This is a genomic window from Terrirubrum flagellatum (assembly GCF_022059845.1).
In the GTDB taxonomy this organism is placed as follows: Bacteria; Pseudomonadota; Alphaproteobacteria; order Rhizobiales; family Beijerinckiaceae; genus Terrirubrum; species Terrirubrum flagellatum.
The window spans coordinates 277,212-292,267 of the sequence record NZ_CP091851.1; the positions used below are offsets into that span (position 1 = coordinate 277,212).

Annotated in this window: 16 protein-coding genes; 11 read left to right on the top strand and 5 right to left on the bottom strand. The window is 64.9% G+C overall.

Translation table 11 applies throughout. The annotated features are described in order from the left end of the window. Nucleotides 1–512 precede the first annotated feature (512 nt). From L8F45_RS01375 to L8F45_RS01385, 3 genes are all read left to right on the top strand, one after another. On the top strand, nucleotides 513–1,061 hold the full coding sequence (locus tag L8F45_RS01375; RefSeq protein WP_342363339.1) for a peroxidase-related enzyme: 549 nt from the start codon (nucleotides 513–515) through the stop codon (nucleotides 1,059–1,061). A 328-nt stretch (nucleotides 1,062–1,389) separates the two neighbouring features. Next, nucleotides 1,390–1,731 (top strand): DUF2794 domain-containing protein, encoded by a 342-nt coding sequence (locus L8F45_RS01380; protein ID WP_342363340.1) that lies wholly within the window; start codon nucleotides 1,390–1,392, stop codon nucleotides 1,729–1,731. 98 nt (nucleotides 1,732–1,829) lie between these two features. After that, nucleotides 1,830–2,366: a GNAT family N-acetyltransferase gene (locus L8F45_RS01385; RefSeq protein WP_342361094.1), complete on the top strand. Its 537-nt coding sequence runs from the start codon at nucleotides 1,830–1,832 to the stop codon at nucleotides 2,364–2,366. 52 nt (nucleotides 2,367–2,418) lie between these two features. Here the strand turns inward: L8F45_RS01385 and L8F45_RS01390 are convergent, their stop codons facing one another. The 3 genes from L8F45_RS01390 to L8F45_RS01400 all read right to left on the bottom strand — a co-directional run bounded on the left by L8F45_RS01390 (nucleotide 2,419) and on the right by L8F45_RS01400 (nucleotide 6,646). Continuing rightward, a complete protein-coding gene (locus tag L8F45_RS01390; protein WP_342361095.1) occupies nucleotides 2,419–3,162 on the bottom strand; it encodes a Bax inhibitor-1/YccA family protein in 744 nt (247 codons plus the stop codon). Between the two features lie 182 nt (nucleotides 3,163–3,344). Further along, nucleotides 3,345–5,933: an ABC transporter permease gene (locus L8F45_RS01395; RefSeq protein ID WP_342361096.1), complete on the bottom strand. Its 2,589-nt coding sequence runs from the start codon at nucleotides 5,931–5,933 to the stop codon at nucleotides 3,345–3,347. Further along, nucleotides 5,930–6,646 (bottom strand): ABC transporter ATP-binding protein, encoded by a 717-nt coding sequence (locus L8F45_RS01400; RefSeq protein ID WP_342361097.1) that lies wholly within the window; start codon nucleotides 6,644–6,646, stop codon nucleotides 5,930–5,932. The genes L8F45_RS01395 and L8F45_RS01400 overlap by 4 nt, the downstream gene beginning before the upstream one ends. 72 nt (nucleotides 6,647–6,718) lie before the next feature. Here L8F45_RS01400 and L8F45_RS01405 point away from each other — a divergent pair, with 72 nt between their 5' ends. From L8F45_RS01405 to L8F45_RS01425, 5 genes are all read left to right on the top strand, one after another. Further along, nucleotides 6,719–7,354, top strand: coding sequence for an arylesterase (locus L8F45_RS01405; protein ID WP_425329974.1), 636 nt, complete (start codon nucleotides 6,719–6,721; stop codon nucleotides 7,352–7,354). A 7-nt stretch (nucleotides 7,355–7,361) separates the two neighbouring features. Next, nucleotides 7,362–7,616 (top strand): hypothetical protein, encoded by a 255-nt coding sequence (locus L8F45_RS01410; protein WP_342361098.1) that lies wholly within the window; start codon nucleotides 7,362–7,364, stop codon nucleotides 7,614–7,616. A gap of 30 nt (nucleotides 7,617–7,646) precedes the next feature. Then, the gene (locus L8F45_RS01415; RefSeq protein ID WP_342361099.1) at nucleotides 7,647–8,516 is read left to right on the top strand and encodes a DMT family transporter; all 870 of its coding nucleotides are present in this window, start codon (nucleotides 7,647–7,649) and stop codon (nucleotides 8,514–8,516) included. A gap of 69 nt (nucleotides 8,517–8,585) precedes the next feature. Then, nucleotides 8,586–9,149 (top strand): RNA 2',3'-cyclic phosphodiesterase, encoded by a 564-nt coding sequence (thpR, locus tag L8F45_RS01420; protein WP_342361100.1) that lies wholly within the window; start codon nucleotides 8,586–8,588, stop codon nucleotides 9,147–9,149. A gap of 4 nt (nucleotides 9,150–9,153) precedes the next feature. Next, nucleotides 9,154–9,453 carry a 4a-hydroxytetrahydrobiopterin dehydratase gene (locus L8F45_RS01425; RefSeq protein WP_342361101.1) on the top strand — a complete coding sequence of 100 codons (300 nt, stop codon included), beginning with the start codon at nucleotides 9,154–9,156 and terminating at the stop codon, nucleotides 9,451–9,453. 187 nt (nucleotides 9,454–9,640) lie between these two features. Here L8F45_RS01425 and L8F45_RS01430 read toward each other — a convergent pair whose 3' ends face one another. After that, on the bottom strand, nucleotides 9,641–11,872 hold the full coding sequence (locus tag L8F45_RS01430; RefSeq protein WP_342361102.1) for a primosomal protein N': 2,232 nt from the start codon (nucleotides 11,870–11,872) through the stop codon (nucleotides 9,641–9,643). Between the two features lie 164 nt (nucleotides 11,873–12,036). Here L8F45_RS01430 and L8F45_RS01435 point away from each other — a divergent pair, with 164 nt between their 5' ends. The 3 genes from L8F45_RS01435 (at nucleotide 12,037) to L8F45_RS01445 (ending at nucleotide 14,387) form a co-directional block, all read left to right on the top strand. Beyond that, complete coding sequence (locus tag L8F45_RS01435; protein WP_342361103.1) at nucleotides 12,037–12,600, top strand: carboxymuconolactone decarboxylase family protein; 564 nt, start codon at nucleotides 12,037–12,039, stop codon at nucleotides 12,598–12,600. Nucleotides 12,601–12,789: 189 nt separating this feature from the next. Next, the gene (locus L8F45_RS01440) at nucleotides 12,790–13,749 is read left to right on the top strand and encodes a tyrosine recombinase XerC (RefSeq protein ID WP_425330004.1); all 960 of its coding nucleotides are present in this window, start codon (nucleotides 12,790–12,792) and stop codon (nucleotides 13,747–13,749) included. A gap of 71 nt (nucleotides 13,750–13,820) precedes the next feature. Beyond that, nucleotides 13,821–14,387: a DUF4337 domain-containing protein gene (locus tag L8F45_RS01445; protein WP_342361104.1), complete on the top strand. Its 567-nt coding sequence runs from the start codon at nucleotides 13,821–13,823 to the stop codon at nucleotides 14,385–14,387. A 9-nt stretch (nucleotides 14,388–14,396) separates the two neighbouring features. Here the strand turns inward: L8F45_RS01445 and L8F45_RS01450 are convergent, their stop codons facing one another. Further along, on the bottom strand, nucleotides 14,397–14,933 hold the full coding sequence (locus L8F45_RS01450; RefSeq protein WP_342361105.1) for a hypothetical protein: 537 nt from the start codon (nucleotides 14,931–14,933) through the stop codon (nucleotides 14,397–14,399). Nucleotides 14,934–15,056 lie beyond the last annotated feature (123 nt).

Consider the following 15,056-nt stretch of genomic DNA (forward strand, 5'->3'; position numbering starts at 1 on the left):
AACGCCTCCCCATGGCGCGCAATTTTGCACGGCCTTGTTTCACGACGGGCCCTGCTCTTGCTACTCTTGTCGCACGCCGGCGACAATGCCGCGACAGCCGCGCGTCCAGGGCCAATCGACATTCATGGTTTGGAGCGTGGTATGAGCGCAAATCGCTCAGCTTCAGGAGCAAGGCCGCCGCAAGGGTTCTCCCCTTGCAAGGCGTTGCGACGCCGAGATGAGCGATTTGCGCCATACCCCTTCGGGGCGCGGCGGATTTGGCCCCTGAATGCGTTGAAAAGCCCTTGTGGCGGACAACGCCACCGCGGTCTTTTCGCCTGTTCAGGTCCCAAATCCGACACGCGCCACGCCCGAAACATGAATGTCGATTGGCCCTAACCCGTTGCTCACAAGATGAGGAGGAAGTGGATATGACAACAGCAAGGCGACAGGATGCGAAGCCGCTGGCGGGCAAGTCGAAGCGTCCCGATGTCGGCGAGACGCCGCGGCGCCAGGACGGGCGGCCGAAGCCGATGGCGCTTGATCTGCCGCAGGCGGCCTTGTCGCCTGACATGCAGGCCTATTTCGCCAAATGCGACGAAAAGATCGGCTTCGTGCCGAATGTGCTGCAGGCCTATGCGATTGATGATGCGAAGCTGCAGGCGTTCGCCGCGTTCTACAATGATCTCATGCTCGCGCCTTCGGGGTTGTCGAAGCTCGAGCGCGAGATGATCGCTGTCGCGGTGTCGGCCGAGAACAGGTGCTTTTATTGCCTTGCAGCGCATGGCGCCGCAGTGCGTCAACTGTCCGGCGATCCCGTTCTGGGAGAATTGATGGCGATGAACTATCGCGCCGCGGATCTCTCGGCGCGGCATCGCGCCATGCTGGATTTTTCGGTGAAGATGACTAGCGAAAGCTATGCGATCGATGAGAATGATCGCGAGGCGCTGCGGCGCGCCGGTTTCACGGACCGCGATGTCTGGGACATCGCCGCGACCGCGTCCTTCTACAATATGTCGAACCGGATGGCGTCCGCGGTCGATATGCGTCCAAACCTGGAATACCACGCCCAGGCGCGATGATTGCAAATTGAGCGCAAAAAAACGGCCGGCAAAGCCGGCCTTTGGAGGTTTGATCGATTGGCCCGGCCGGCGCCCCGTTCAGGGGGCTGGGGGGCTGACGTTCCGAGCGGAGCGCCGCCGGGCCTTCGAGGCAACGATTGAGATCATATGCCCGCGTGCGGCCGTGATTTGACCCGAACAGGGCGAAACTGTGGTAGTTGCACCCCAACACGTCGTTGTTTGCCGGGATTGCGCGAGGGCAGGCTTCCGTCGCATCATCTACGCCAGCAAATCATCGGCAGGATTTCGCATGATGGATTCGCAGGGCGGCGAGAACGCCGAGCCTCAGATGGGCGGCGCCGTGGTGGCGCTTCACCGCCACCCGCCGGCGCCGACCACAGTCTTCGATAGAAAAGAATTGAATCAGATTCTTGATCTCTATGGCCGCATGGTCGCGGCCGGGGAGTGGCGCGACTACGCCATCGATTTCGGTCGCGACATGGCGGTGTTCTCCGTCTTTCGTCGCGCCGCCGAAGTGCCGCTCTACAAGATCATCAAGGATGTGAGGACGCGGCAGAAGCAGGGGCTCTATCGCATCGTGGCGGCGACCGGCCTTGTGCTGAAGCGCGGCCATGAACTGCCGCGCGTGCTCGCCGTGATCGAGAAGAAGCCGACGCTGGTCGGGGCCTGACGCCGCACCAAAGAGGCGCTATTGACAGCGCGGTCATCCGTCTTGGGATTGCTGCTTTACGGCCCGCGTCGGTGCTGATCGCCTTTCGGGACCTGCAGATGGTTGAAGCTGTCACTTTCAGCATTCCTATTCTGCGCACGGAGAGACTGACGATACGCGCCATCCACGCAAGCGATCATGGCGATTTGCTTGCCCTTGCTCACGACGCGAAGGCGATGCGGTTCATGCATGAAGGTCCGCCTCCATCATCCGGCGACGTTTGGACCCGCATGACCATGGCTCTCGGACAATGGGCGCTGCGGGGCTACGGCATGATGGTTGCCGAGGACCGGGACGGTTTCGTTGGCAGGCTCGGTTTCTTTCACCCGCAGAACGCGCCTGATCCATTGCTCGTTTATGCGATTGCCTCGCGGGCATGGGGAAGGGGATATGCTACGGAAGGCGTGAAAGCAGTCGTTGACTGGATGATTGCGACCCATCGCCCAGACCGCATCATTGGAAATATTGATCCGCAAAATACCGCATCCGTTCGAGTCGCTGAAAAGCTGGGAGCGAAGCGGATCGGAACGACAAAGTGGGCTGATGCGCTTCTCGACGCGTGGGTCTTTCACGCCGAACAGCGGCGCCCTTCGTAGGCAAACAAAAAGCCCCGCCGAAGCGGGGCTTTTCGCATTCAATTCTGTTCGCTTATTCGCGCTCGCCGAAGATGGAGAGCAGCGAGGTGAACATGTTGATGAAGTTCAGGTAAAGGTTCAGCGCGCCCATGACGGAGGCCTTGCCCATGGCGACGACGTCGCCAGCGACATAGTCATACTGCTCCTTGAGGCGCTGCGTGTCCCACGCGGTCAGACCCGCGAAGATCAGCACAGCAAGCACGTTGATCGCAAGGGCGAAGCCCGAGGCCTTGAAGAACAGCACGTTCAGCAGGCTCGCGATGATGATGCCGAACAGGCCCATCACCAGGAACGAGCCCATGCCGCTGAGGCTGCGCTTCGTCGTGTAGCCCCAGAGCGACATGGCGGCGAAAGCGCCGGCAGTGGCGAGGAAGGCGTTGGCGATCGAGCCAAGCTTGAACACGAAGAAGATCGAACCGAGCGACAGGCCCATCGAGGCCGCGAACGCCCAGAACACGCCCAGCAGCGTTCCGTAGCTCATGCTGTCGAGACGGAACGACATGAAGAGCACGAAGGCCAGCGGGGCCAGCATCACCACCCACTTCAGCGGCGACAGATACAACGCCTGCACGATCGGGCTGCCGAGGCCCAGCGTCGAAATGCCGAACGCCACGAGGCCCGAAATGGCGAGCCCCAGAATCATGTGATTGTAAATTCCGATCATGTAGGACCGGAGGCCCTGATCATAGACAGCAGCCCCGGCGCCCGCCGCTCCGGACCCGTAGGTCGGATAGGCATTGCGGTCGAAGTCGGCCATGGATGTTCCTCTCTGGATCGGCGCGGACGCTCCGCGCTCGTGCGGGAAATATGGGGCGCCCGCCTCCTGCTGACAAGAGGCGTCAAGTCTCGGATGCGGCGCTCCGCAGATTTTCGGAGAGGTTTTTTCCGCCTGTCTTAACAGTTCCGGGGCGGTAATTCTTTCGCCTGCATGGACAATATTTAAAGTGTTCGCAGCTTGGCGGCGATGTTTTCTCCCAACAATCGCCATGTTCCTGCAAGTCCAAGAATAATCGTCACTCCGATGGCAAGAAATGCTGTCAGTATCGCTCCCAGCAATTCGAAGGTGAATTCGAGCTGCATCAGCCTCGTCGTCACCAGCCAGGCGGCGATCGAGCCGGCGATGATCCCGAACAGGCTGACAAGCACGCCGAGCGCGCCATATTCGGCGACGAAGGCGAGCAGCAGCCGGCCGCGGGTTGCGCCCAGCGTCTTGAGGATCACCGCGTCATACTGGCGCGCGCGCTGGCCGGCGGCGAGGGCGCCCGCGAGCACCAGCAGGCTCGACAGAATGGCGATGGCGCTCGCCCCCCTGATGGCGAGACCGAGTTGTTTGACGATCTTGTCAAAGGCTTCGATCGCGTCGCGCACGCGGACGCTGGTCACGGCCGGGAAGGCGACCGCGAGTTTGCGGATCAGCGCCGCCTCCTCGGCGGCTTCCGGCGGGTGATCATAAGCGACGGTGGCGAGATGGGTGTGCGGCGCCCCTGCGAAGATATTGGGCGAGAACACCATGACGAAATTGATGCCGAGAGAGCGCCACTCGATCTTGCGAAGGTTTGCGACGGTCGCCTCGATGTCGCGGCCGAGCACGTTCACCACGACCTTGTCGCCAATCTTCACATTGAGCCCCTTGGCGATCTCGGCGTCGAACGAGACCAGATTGGAGCCGCGATGATCAGGCGCCCACCACTCGCCCTCGACCACGCGCGAATTCTCTGGCGGGACCGCGGAGTAGGTCACGCCGCGGTCGCCTTCGAGCACCCATGAGATCTGGTCCGGCGCCTTGATGTCTTCGGCGCGGCGGCCGGCGAGCGAGACGATGCGGCCCCGCATCATCGGCACCCGGTCGGCCTTGGCGCCGGGCGCGGCTTCCGCCAGCGCGGCGTCGAAGCGCTTCGCGTCCGAATTCGGGATGTCGAGGAAGAAGAACGAGGGCGCGCGCTGCGGAATGTTGCGGCTGAGCTCGCGCCGGAGATTGCCGTCGATTTCGGTGATCGCGACCAGCAGTGAAACTCCGAGGCCAAGCGAGAGCACGAGCGATGGCGTCAGCGAGCCCGGACGATGGATATTCGCGAGCGCAAGGCGCCATTCCGTGCGTCGCGGCCGCGGCAGGCGCGCGGCGGCGGCCATGATCAGGGTCGCGACGATGCGCAGCAAAAGAAAGACGCCAGCGACGGCCGCGACGGTGATCGCCGCAGCGCGCCGCTCCCAGGCGAAGCCGATCGCGACCGCCGCCAGCGCGGCGACTGACAGAACCATCGCGATGACATAGGACCAGCGCGGCCATTTGCGCGCGGGGTCGACGCGGTCGCGAAACAGCGCAGCGACCGGCGTGTCATGCGCTTTGCCAAGCGGCCAGAGCGCGAAGGCGAGCGTCGTCACATAGCCGTAGAGCACGCCCAAACCGGCGTCGCGCAGGCTTGGGGTGGGATCGATCGGGATGGGCAGGAGATCGCCGCCGAGCCAGGCGACGAGATAGGGCGCAACGAGGCCAATCGCGACGCCAATCGCGATGCCGATCGTCGCCATCGCGAGGACCTCGACGAGCGCGAGGCCGAATACGGCGCGCCCGCTGGCGCCGACCGCCTTCAGGATCGCGAAACTTTCCTGGCGCGCATCGATGAAGGCCTTCACCGCATTGGCGATGCCGACGCCGCCAACCACGAGCGCTGTGAGGCCGACGATGGCGAGGAACTGGCTGAACCGATCGATATTGCGTCCGATGTTCGGTGATGCGTTCGTGCGCGAGCGGATTTCCCAGCCCGCCTGCGGCAGGTCGCGCTTCACGCCGTCGAGCGCCGCGTTGAGCGCGGCGTCGTCGAGCGGCGGCTGCGCCTGCACGCGGTAGATCTGCCTGAACAAGCTGCCGGGCTGGATCAATCCTGCGGCGTCGAGCGCCTGCTGCGAGGCGAGAAGACGCGGGCCGAAGCCGACGCCCGTCGCCAGCTTGTCGGGCTCTTCAACCAGCGTCGCGGCGATGGTGACGCGCGCCACGCCGAATTCGGCGCTGTCGCCAACCTTGAGATTAAGGCGCGCCAGTACGAGCGGATCAGCGACGACGCCGAAGCTTCCGTCAGCGTTGCGCTTCAGCGCGTCGCGCCCGAGCGGCGGCTCAGTCTTCAGTTCGCCGACGGCGGGATAATTGGAATCAACCGCTTTCAGCTCGACCAGAGTGGCGTCGCCCGTCGGCGCGCGCAGCATGGCGCGAGCCGATGTGGCGACCGAGAGCGACCCGAGTTTTTCAAGGCGCGCGCGCTCGTCAGGCGTGATGTCGCGATTGACGAGGAAGAACGCTGCGTCGCCGCCGAGAATGGTGCGGCCTTCGCGGGCCATGCCGCCGACGAGGCTTGTCGACAGGGCGCCGATCGCGGTGATCGCGGCGACGCCGAGCGCAAGGCAGGCGATGCAGACGCGAAAGCCGCTCAAACCCGCGCGCAGATCGCGCAACGCGATGCGAAAAATCGTGGCGAGAGGCACGCGGCCGCGCGAGGCGGGCGCGCCAAGGGAGTCGGCGGCTGCGACGCTCACGCGCGATCCTCCGCCAGCGCCTGATCGACATCGTCCTCGATGCGCCCATTGCGGATGCGAATCACGCGATCGCATTTTTCCGCGAGTTCATTGTCATGGGTCACGATCACAAGCGTCGCGCCGCGTTCACGCTTCAATGCGAACAGGAGTTCGACAATCTGTTCGCCGGTCGCGCCATCGAGATTTCCCGTCGGCTCGTCGGCGATCACGAGCGGCGGATGCGGCGCCACCGCGCGCGCGATGGCGACGCGCTGTTGTTCGCCGCCGGAGAGCTGCGAAGGATAGTGCCTGAGGCGATGGCCGAGACCGACATGGACAAGTTCGCGCTCGGCCTTCGCCCAGGCGTCGGGATCGTCGGCGAGTTCGAGCGGAACCGCGACATTCTCCAGCGCGGTCATGGTCGGGATGAGATGGAAGGACTGGAAGATGATGCCGATGCGCCGGCCGCGGAAGCGCGCCAGCGCATCCTCGTCGAGCGCGCCGAGCGTCTGGCCGTCGACGGTCACCGATCCCTTGTCGACCGGCTCCAGACCCGCGAGCGTCATCAGGAGCGTCGATTTGCCGGAGCCGGAGGGGCCGACCAGCGCCACGATCTCGCCCGGCTCGATCTCCAGACTGATCCCGTTCAGGATATGGACGCGTGAGGCGCCGCTCCCGAGCGACAGGTGAACGTCATCGAGCTTGATCGATGGCGCGGGGCGGGGCGGCGTCATGAGCATGGATGGACCGGCGGAGACAACGTGACGAGCATATCGGAAGCAAAGGCTGATCTGTCGAGGCGGAATGTGGCTGGTTTAGGTCTTGCTGCAATCGCTGCGACGTTAACTTCTGGCAATGTTCGGGCCGGGACGCTGCGGACGATCCGTCTTGTTGCGCTTGGCGACAGCCTCACCGCCGGCTTCGGGTTGCCTCCGGGAGCCGCGTTTCCGGCCGTTCTGGAAAAAGCGATCAATCGCGCTGATCGGCCCGTCTCGATCGCCAACGCCGGCGTCTCCGGCGATACGACATCAGGCGGCCTCGAGCGGCTCGACTGGGCTGTGCCTGACGGAACCGACGGCGTGATCGTCGAACTCGGCGCGAACGATATGCTGCGCGGGCTCGATCCCTCGCTCACCGAGAACAATCTCGACCAGATCGTCGGCCGCATCCGGGAAAAGAAGATGGCGGTGCTGCTCGCCGGCATGCTGGCGGCGCCCAATCTCGGTCCCCAATATGGCGAGCGCTTCGCAGGCCTCTACAAGCGCATCGCGGAGAAGCATGGCGCGCTTCTCTATCCCTTCTTTCTCGACGGCGTCGCCGGGCGCGCGGAATTCACGCTGCGCGACGGGCTCCATCCGACGGTGGACGGGGTGAAGATCATCGTCGAGCGCATCAAGCCCGTCGTGGAGACGTTCGTCGGCGATATCGCGAAGTCGATCTGATCCATCCATGTCGCGACGCATCGACAAGTCCTGGCTGGTGTTTCGCAGCATCGAGAACAGCGAAGCCGATCGCTGCGTCGATCTGTTCTCGCGCCCTGACGGATCTTTCGGATTTGAGGAATTCAGGCGCGACGTCGAGGATGCGGGTTTGTGGACGCCGGTCGCCTATTATTCCGGGTCGACCTATGCGTCGCGCGAGGAGGCGCTTGCGGCGGCGATCAGGACGATCGGCTGGCTTGGCGAGCGTGTCCGTGACAGGTGAGGCGCTTCGCGCTGTTTGCCCGTCAATCGAATGCAACGCTCCTCCTGGTCCGGCATCGCCGCCATGATTGGCGCCATGGCGCTCTTCGCCGCCAATGACGCGCTGGTGAAGGCCTATGGCTCGACGCTGCCGGTGCCGCAGAGCATGGCGATCCGCGGCCTGATCTCGACATTCGCCACCCTCGTGGTGATCGTCGCCATGCGACAGACCAGCGTGATCTCGGCGGCGTTCGATCGCATCATCATCCTGCGCGCGCTTGGCGAATGCGCCGCCATCTTCTGTCTGATCTCTGCGCTGACGCGATTGCCGATCGGGGATGTCACCGCAATCTCGCAGGTCGCGCCTCTCTTCATTCTCGCGGGCGCGGCAGCCTTCTACGGTCAGCACGTCTCCGCTTCGAGCTGGGGCCTCGCTCTGCTCGGCTTCGCAGGAGTGCTGCTGATCGCAAAGCCGGGCGCAACCGGCTTCGATCCCACCATGGGGCTCGCCGTGCTGACCGCGATCGGCTTCGCCGCCCGCGACCTCCTCTCCGGCAAGATCAGATCGGATGCGCCGGCGATGGCGGTGGCGTTATCCACAGTCGCGGTGGTCGGCCTGGCCGGGCTCGTGGTCGCCCTGATCAGGGGGTGGGCGCCGGTGAAGCCGGAGCAGGTGATGGGGCTTGGCGCCGCCGGTTTGCTGCTCGCTGTGGGGCAGGCGCTGGTCTATCTGGCGCTCCGGCTCGCGCCTTTGGCTGACGTCTCTCCCTTCAATTATTCCAAGACCTTATTTGGGGCGGCGGCCGGCTATTTCGTCTTCCGCGAGCGTCCCGACCTCCTCACTCTGGCTGGCATGGGGCTCGTGATCGCCTCGGGCGTGGGGATTGCGGTTCTGTCCTCCCGCCGGCTTCCGCGTTCATAGGACGCGGAGTCGTGCAGGAGTCATCCTGCTACACTATCTCTACAGTGGCGTGATTCGCGGAGGCCCGCCGTGCCCCGTCTGTTTACCGGGTTTGAAGTGCCGCCCGATGTGGCGTTCGAATTGTCCATGCTGCGGGGCGGCGTTTCCGGCGCCCGATGGATCGATCCCGACAACTACCATGTCACCCTTCGCTTCCTCGGCGACATCGATGGCGCAACCGCCCGCGATTTCGCCTGGGGGCTCGACGAGGTGCAGGGCGAGCCGATCGAGGTGACGATCGACGCGCTCGACTCCTTCGGCGGCGACAAGCCGCGGGCGCTGCTCGCGCGGGTGAAACTGTCGCGCGATCTCGCCGATCTCCAGTATGAGCATGAGAAGCTTGCGCGACGCGTTGGCCTGCCGCCGGAGCAGCGCAAATTCATCCCGCATGTCACGCTGGCCCGTATGCGACAGGCGAGCGCCCATGGCGTCGCCGCCTGGCTCGGCGCGCGCGCCCTGTTTCGTTCGATCACGTTTACGGCGCAGCGTTTCGTGCTGTTCTCGTCGCGCGAGTCGACCGGCGGCGGACCTTATCTGGTCGAGGCGCAATATCCGCTCGGTTATTCCGACGATCTCGTCGCGCATACGGCCTGAGGCGATGGCGAGGCCGCAGAAGCTTGAAGCCGCCGCGCGCAAAGACGCGCTGGCTTCGTTGAACGGCTGGCGCGAAGTCGACGGTCGCGACGCGATCGCCAAGACATTCACCTTCAAGGATTTCAATGAAGCCTTCGGCTTCATGACGCGCGTCGCGCTCGTTGCGGAGAAGATGGATCACCATCCCGAATGGTCGAACGTCTACAAGACCGTCGAGGTGACGCTCTCGACCCATGACGCCGGCGGATTGACCGAGCTCGACGTGAAGCTCGCGAAAAAGATGGATGCGATCGCTGGGAAATAAGTAGTGCTTCGCGATTCTTTCGCTGGGCCCCGGACTTCGTTCCGCTTCGCTTCACGAATCCGGGGACGATGTGAGTTTCGACTTTCAAGATTGAAACTGTCTCCGTCCCCGGTTCCATGAAGCGAAGGCGACGCCTGAGCGGAATGGAGACCGGGGCCTAGCGAAAGACTCCGCGCAGCGGCTTCCCCTAAAAAAACGATTGCGGATCGACGTCCACCACCGCACGGATCGACCTCACCGGCTTCGGCGCCTCGGCGATCATGGCGCGCAGATAATTCGAGAGATCGAAGCCGCGCGGCGCCTTCACCAGCAGGCGATAGCGATGGCGGCCGCGCACCAGCGCAAGCGGCGCTTCCGCCGGCCCGAGAACCGTCACGCCTTCGACGCGCGGCGCATTGCGCGCCAGCGCGCGTGCATGTTGCACGGCGTCGTCCTGCGCGGTCGCGGACACGATGATCGCGGCAAGCCGTCCAAAAGGCGGCAGGCCCGCGTCGCGACGCAATTCGATCTCTTCGGCGTAGAAGCGCTCGACGTCGCCTGACAGCAGCGCGGTCATCACGGGATGATCGGGCTGATGAGTCTGGAGAAAAGCGCGACCCGGCTTCTCGCCGCGGCCGGCGCGACCGGTGACCTGCTGCATCAACTGGAATGTGCGTTCCGACGCGCGCAGATCGCCGCTGGCGAGGCCGAGATCGGCGTCGATGACGCCGACGCAGGTGAGGCCGGGAAAATTATGGCCCTTCGCCACGAGCTGCGTGCCGATGACGATGTCCACCTTGCCGTCGGCAATGTCCTGAAACTCCTGCCGCAATCGTTCCGCGCCGCCGGGCATGTCGGATGACAGCACCAGGGCGCGCTTATCAGGAAATTGCGTCGCGACCTCTTCGGCCAACCGCTCGACGCCGGGGCCGCAAGCCGTGAGCGAATCGAGCGCGCCGCAATTCGGACAGGCGTCCGGCCGCTTCTCACGATGGCCGCAATGATGGCAGCGCAGCGAGCGCGTGAAGCGATGCTCCACCAGCCAGGCCGAGCAATCATCGCAGCGGAAGCGATGGCCGCAGGCGCGACAGAGCGTCAGCGGCGCATAGCCGCGGCGATTGAGGAACAGCAGCGTCTGCTCGCCTTGATCCAGCGTTTCGCGCATCGCCTGATCGAGCGCCGGCGCGATCCAGCGGCCGCGCGGCGCGCCGTGCTTGCGCAGATCGATCGCAGCGAGCTTCGGCAATTCGCGCGCGCCGAAGCGCTGCGGCAGCTTCACATGGGCGTAGCGGCCGTTCATCGCGTTGACGCGCGTCTCAAGCGACGGCGTCGCTGAAGAGAGAATGACAGGACAATTCTCAATGCGGCCGCGCACCACGCTCATGTCGCGCGCGTGATAGAGCGCGAGATCCTCCTGTTTGTAGGCGGTCTCATGCTCCTCATCGACGATGATGAGGCCGAGTTTCGTGAAGGGCAGGAACAAAGCCGAGCGTGCGCCGACGACGACTTTCTCCTCGCCGCGCGCGACGCGCTCATAGAGACGGTCGCGCTTGCGCGAGCCGACGCCGGAATGCCATTCCGCCGGCGGCACGCCAAAGCGCTGCTCGAAGCGCTCGCGGAACTGCGTCGTCAGCGCAATCTCCGGCAGCAGGATGAGCGCCTGTCTACCGAGGCGCAGACATTCGGCGACGGCCTCGAAATAGACTTCCGTCTTGCCCGAGCCCGTCACGCCTTCGAGCAGTGTCGTGGAGAAGGCCGCATCGCGCACGCGCGCGACGAGCGCGTCGGCGGCTTCGATCTGCTGTCCGTCAAGACGCGGCGCGCCATGATCGGGATCGGGTGGTGTTGGCGACCGCGCAATCATCGCCTCGACCAGCAGCACGCCTTCGTCAACGAGCCCGTCGATGACAGAGGCGGAGACTCCGGCGGCCTCGGCGAGCGCGCGCTTCGGCGTCAGCAGCCCGGATTCGAGCTGGGCCATGACGCGGCCGCGCGCCGGCGTCATGCGGCCGGGCTGCGTCCCGCTGGCGCGCACGCCAAGCGACGGCTTTTCGGCCGCCTCCTGCGGCAGGCGGATCGCCATGCGCGCCACCATGCCGCGCGAGGCCAGCGTGTAGCCCGCGATCCAGTCGACCAGCTTGCGCACATTCTCCGGCATGGCCGGCGCATCGACGCGGCCCTCGATCGGCTTGAGATTGCCGCCGGATCGCCTGGGATCGACCGACCAGACGACGCCGACCGTCTGCGTCCGCCCAAGCGGAATCGCGACGACGTCGCCTGGAGCGACCGCGACGCCTGGCGGAATGGCGTAGGAATAGGCCGTGTCGACCGCGACCGGCGCCAGCACGTCGGCCACGCCGCCGGTGCGGCTCTCGGCGGCGTCATGCAAAGTTTCGATCACGATCGGGCGATTCTTGTCTGCGGCTGAAGGCTCGGGCATGGCTTGCGGCAATTGGCGTCGACGGACAAGCGGCGCCAGAGCATGGCGCGAAAAAGTGGGAACCGGTTTTTCGCACAAGCCATGCTCTAAGTTTTTGGAATCGATCACGTTCCCGCACTTTGATTGTTTCAATCAAAGTGCGGCGTGATCTAGGAGGAACCCTTATGCCGCGCGACCGTCTGCCAGCGATTCCCGCCGATGAGATGACGCAGGAGCAGCGCGCTGCGGCCGATGAATTCGCCGCCACGCGCGGCGAGCCGATTCTCGGGCCGTTCGTGCCCATGCTGCGCAGCCCCGAGGTGATGCTGCGCGCCAAGCGCATGGGAGATTATCTCCGGTTCCAATCATCGATCGGCCTCAAGCTGAACGAACTGGCGATCCTCGTGACCGCGCGGGAATGGACGCAGCAGTTCGAATGGTTGCTGCATGCGCGCTTCGCCCGCGAGGCGGGGTTGAAGGAAACGATCATCGCGGCTATCGCCGAGGGCCGCCGTCCCGACGATCTCGATGCCGACGAGACGATCGTTTACGATTTCTCGATCGAGCTGCACCGCACGAAGCAGGTCAGCGACGCGACCTGGGCGCGCGCCAAGGAACGCTTCGGCGAGCAGGGCGTCATCGATCTCTCCGCCACTAACGGTTACTACAGCTTCCTCGCGATGATCATGAATGCGTCGCGGACGGGATTGCCCGATGGCGCCGAGGAGCCGCTGCGAAGGTTTCCGTGAGCGTTCGCACGTCATCCCGGATCAGCGGCGCAGCATGAAATGATGCGCCGCTGATCCGGGACCGCTTTGTGAGTGGCCAATCCCCGCAGAGGTCCCGGGTCTGCGCCGCATCGCTCGCGCTGCGGCGCGCCCGGGATGACGTATGAGCAAGTCACGATCGATTCAGGATTCCACGCCAGACTCGCCGGGATGACCTCTTCTCCCGACGACCTCGCGCTTCTCCCCGCCGCCGATGATCTCATGGCTGCGATCGGCGACTGGCTGCGCGCGCTGGCCAATGAGCGCGCCATGTCGGCGAAAACGGTCGAGGCCTATGGCCGCGACGTGCGGCAATTTCTCATCTGGCTCGCGCGCGATCTCGGCGAGGCCGTCGATCTCGCCGCGCTGGCGCAACTGAAGCCCGCCGATCTCCGCGCTTTCCTCGCCTATCGCCGCGAGCAGGGCGTCGAAAGCCGTTCGCTGATGCGCCAGATCGCCGGCTTGCGCTCGCTGGCGCGCTTTCTCGAACGCAGCGGCCGCGGCCAGGCGAGCGCCTTCGCCGCGATCCGGCCGCCGAAGGTCAAGAAGGGATTGCCGCGCCCGATCAACGCCGGCGCGGCGCGCCAGCTCTGCGATGTCGACCTGCGCGCCGGTGAAGAGCGCGAGCCCTGGATCCTCGCGCGCGACGCCGCCGTGCTCGGGCTGCTCTATGGTGCGGGCCTGCGCATCTCGGAGGCGCTGTCCATCACCACGCGCGATGCGCCGCGCGCCGGCGTCGATTCGCTGCGGATCGTCGGCAAGGGTGGCAAGGAGCGCATCGTGCCGCTGCTGCCGGCCGTCGCGCGCCTGATCGACGCCTATGTCGCGCAATGTCCGTATCAGCCGAAGCCCGACGAGCCGATGTTCCGCGGCGCCAAGGGCGGGCCGCTGTCGCCGCGCATTGTGCAACTGGCGATGGAGCGCCTGCGCGGTGCGCTGGGTTTGCCTGAGACGGCGACGCCGCACGCGCTGCGACATTCCTTTGCGACGCATCTGCTCGGCAAAGGCGGCGATCTCCGGGCGATCCAGGAGCTGCTCGGCCATTCCTCGCTGTCGACGACGCAGGTCTATACAAAGGTTGACGCAGCGAGACTGCTCGACGCCTATCGCGCGGCCCATCCGCGCGCCTGAGCTGCCCGCTTTTCATCTGTCGCATAGCAGTGCTACCCGGCCGCATCGAAGCTGTGTGATTCGGGGGGATCATGTCGGGCGGACATGGCGGCGCCGTGGATGGCGCCAACAAGAAAGTCGCGTTGCTGATTGCGGTTCTGGCGCTGTTGCTCGCTTTCTCAGAGGCGGGCGGCAAGAACGCGCAGAACGACATGCTGTCGTCGAACATCGAGGCGTCCAACCTGTGGGCGTTCTTCCAGGCGAAGACGATCCGCATCACGACGCTGCAAACCGCCATCGATCAGCTGGAGCTTGATCGCGATGCATCGAGCGACGCGTCGCGAAAGGATGCGATGGGAAAGCGGGTTGAAACCTGGAAGGCGGCGGTCACGCGCTACAATTCCGAGCCTGACACGCAGGAGGGGCGCAAGGAGCTTTCGGCGCGCGCCAAGAAGGCGGAAGAGCAGCGCGACCGCTCGCATGCGCGCGACACGAAATTCGAGATCGCGTCGGGAATTCTTCAGGTCGGGATCGTGCTGGCGTCGGCCTCGATCATCACCGGCATCGGCTGGCTGGTCGCGCTCGCCGGCGGTCTCGGCGTCGTCGCCTTCGCGATGATGAGCCTTGCGGTGTTCGCGCCGCTCGCCCTCTTCCACTGATCTCGCTTGTCAGGCGGCGGCGCGGGCCGCAGCGCGGCGGCGCAGCCAGGCGACGCGCCGCGCGAACAGCGATGGATTGCGCATGCGAAGAAGGCGGCCATAGGCGCGGATGCGGCGCTTGTAGGGCTTCACGAGATCATCCGCCCAATGCTTGGCGCGGATGACGGCGTTATAGAGCCGGGCGAACCAGCCCAGCGTCATCAGCTTCTCGTGGCAGACATGGAAGAGATAGGCGGCGATCGCCGTGCCGACGAGCTTCGCCGCAACGAAAACCAGACCGCCGAGAATGAGCTGGCCGTGCGACAGCAGCCACAGCGCGGCGAACTTGAACGGCAGCAGCACGATGCCGGGAATAATGAAGACGATGAGCGTGGCGTAGGGCGGCAGCCGGCCGATCAGTTCGCTCAGCTTGCGCTTCAGCGTCTCGAAGGGCAGCGCCGCGACGATGCGCTCGACGATCGCCTCGAGATGGCGCCACAGCCACGCTTCGATCAGGAAGATCAGCGCAAGCGCGAACCAGAAGATGCGGGTCAGGATGGCGGGCATCGGTTTCGTTACAGTCTCCGGATATTCATGGCGGAATTGGCGCGGGGTTTGAAAGTGCGTTGGGACACATGGCGCGCTGCGGCCGCCTCTGTCCGGCCGCATCCCACATGATAGGGTGATGGT

Bases quoted from the DNA above. Each gene is read 5' to 3' on its own strand.
- L8F45_RS01390 (WP_342361095.1), bottom strand. From the start codon at position 3,162: ATGGCCGACTTCGACCGCAATGCCTATCCGACCTACGGGTCCGGAGCG.
- L8F45_RS01450 (WP_342361105.1), bottom strand. From the start codon at position 14,933: ATGCCCGCCATCCTGACCCGCATCTTCTGGTTCGCGCTTGCGCTGATC.
- L8F45_RS01415 (WP_342361099.1), top strand. From the start codon at position 7,647: ATGCAACGCTCCTCCTGGTCCGGCATCGCCGCCATGATTGGCGCCATG.
- L8F45_RS01435 (WP_342361103.1), top strand. From the start codon at position 12,037: ATGCCGCGCGACCGTCTGCCAGCGATTCCCGCCGATGAGATGACGCAG.
- L8F45_RS01410 (WP_342361098.1), top strand. From the start codon at position 7,362: ATGTCGCGACGCATCGACAAGTCCTGGCTGGTGTTTCGCAGCATCGAG.
- L8F45_RS01380 (WP_342363340.1), top strand. From the start codon at position 1,390: ATGGGCGGCGCCGTGGTGGCGCTTCACCGCCACCCGCCGGCGCCGACC.
- L8F45_RS01445 (WP_342361104.1), top strand. From the start codon at position 13,821: ATGTCGGGCGGACATGGCGGCGCCGTGGATGGCGCCAACAAGAAAGTC.
- L8F45_RS01440 (WP_425330004.1), top strand. From the start codon at position 12,790: ATGACCTCTTCTCCCGACGACCTCGCGCTTCTCCCCGCCGCCGATGAT.
- L8F45_RS01375 (WP_342363339.1), top strand. From the start codon at position 513: ATGGCGCTTGATCTGCCGCAGGCGGCCTTGTCGCCTGACATGCAGGCC.
- L8F45_RS01425 (WP_342361101.1), top strand. From the start codon at position 9,154: ATGGCGAGGCCGCAGAAGCTTGAAGCCGCCGCGCGCAAAGACGCGCTG.
- L8F45_RS01430 (WP_342361102.1), bottom strand. From the start codon at position 11,872: ATGCCCGAGCCTTCAGCCGCAGACAAGAATCGCCCGATCGTGATCGAA.
- L8F45_RS01400 (WP_342361097.1), bottom strand. From the start codon at position 6,646: ATGACGCCGCCCCGCCCCGCGCCATCGATCAAGCTCGATGACGTTCAC.
- L8F45_RS01385 (WP_342361094.1), top strand. From the start codon at position 1,830: ATGGTTGAAGCTGTCACTTTCAGCATTCCTATTCTGCGCACGGAGAGA.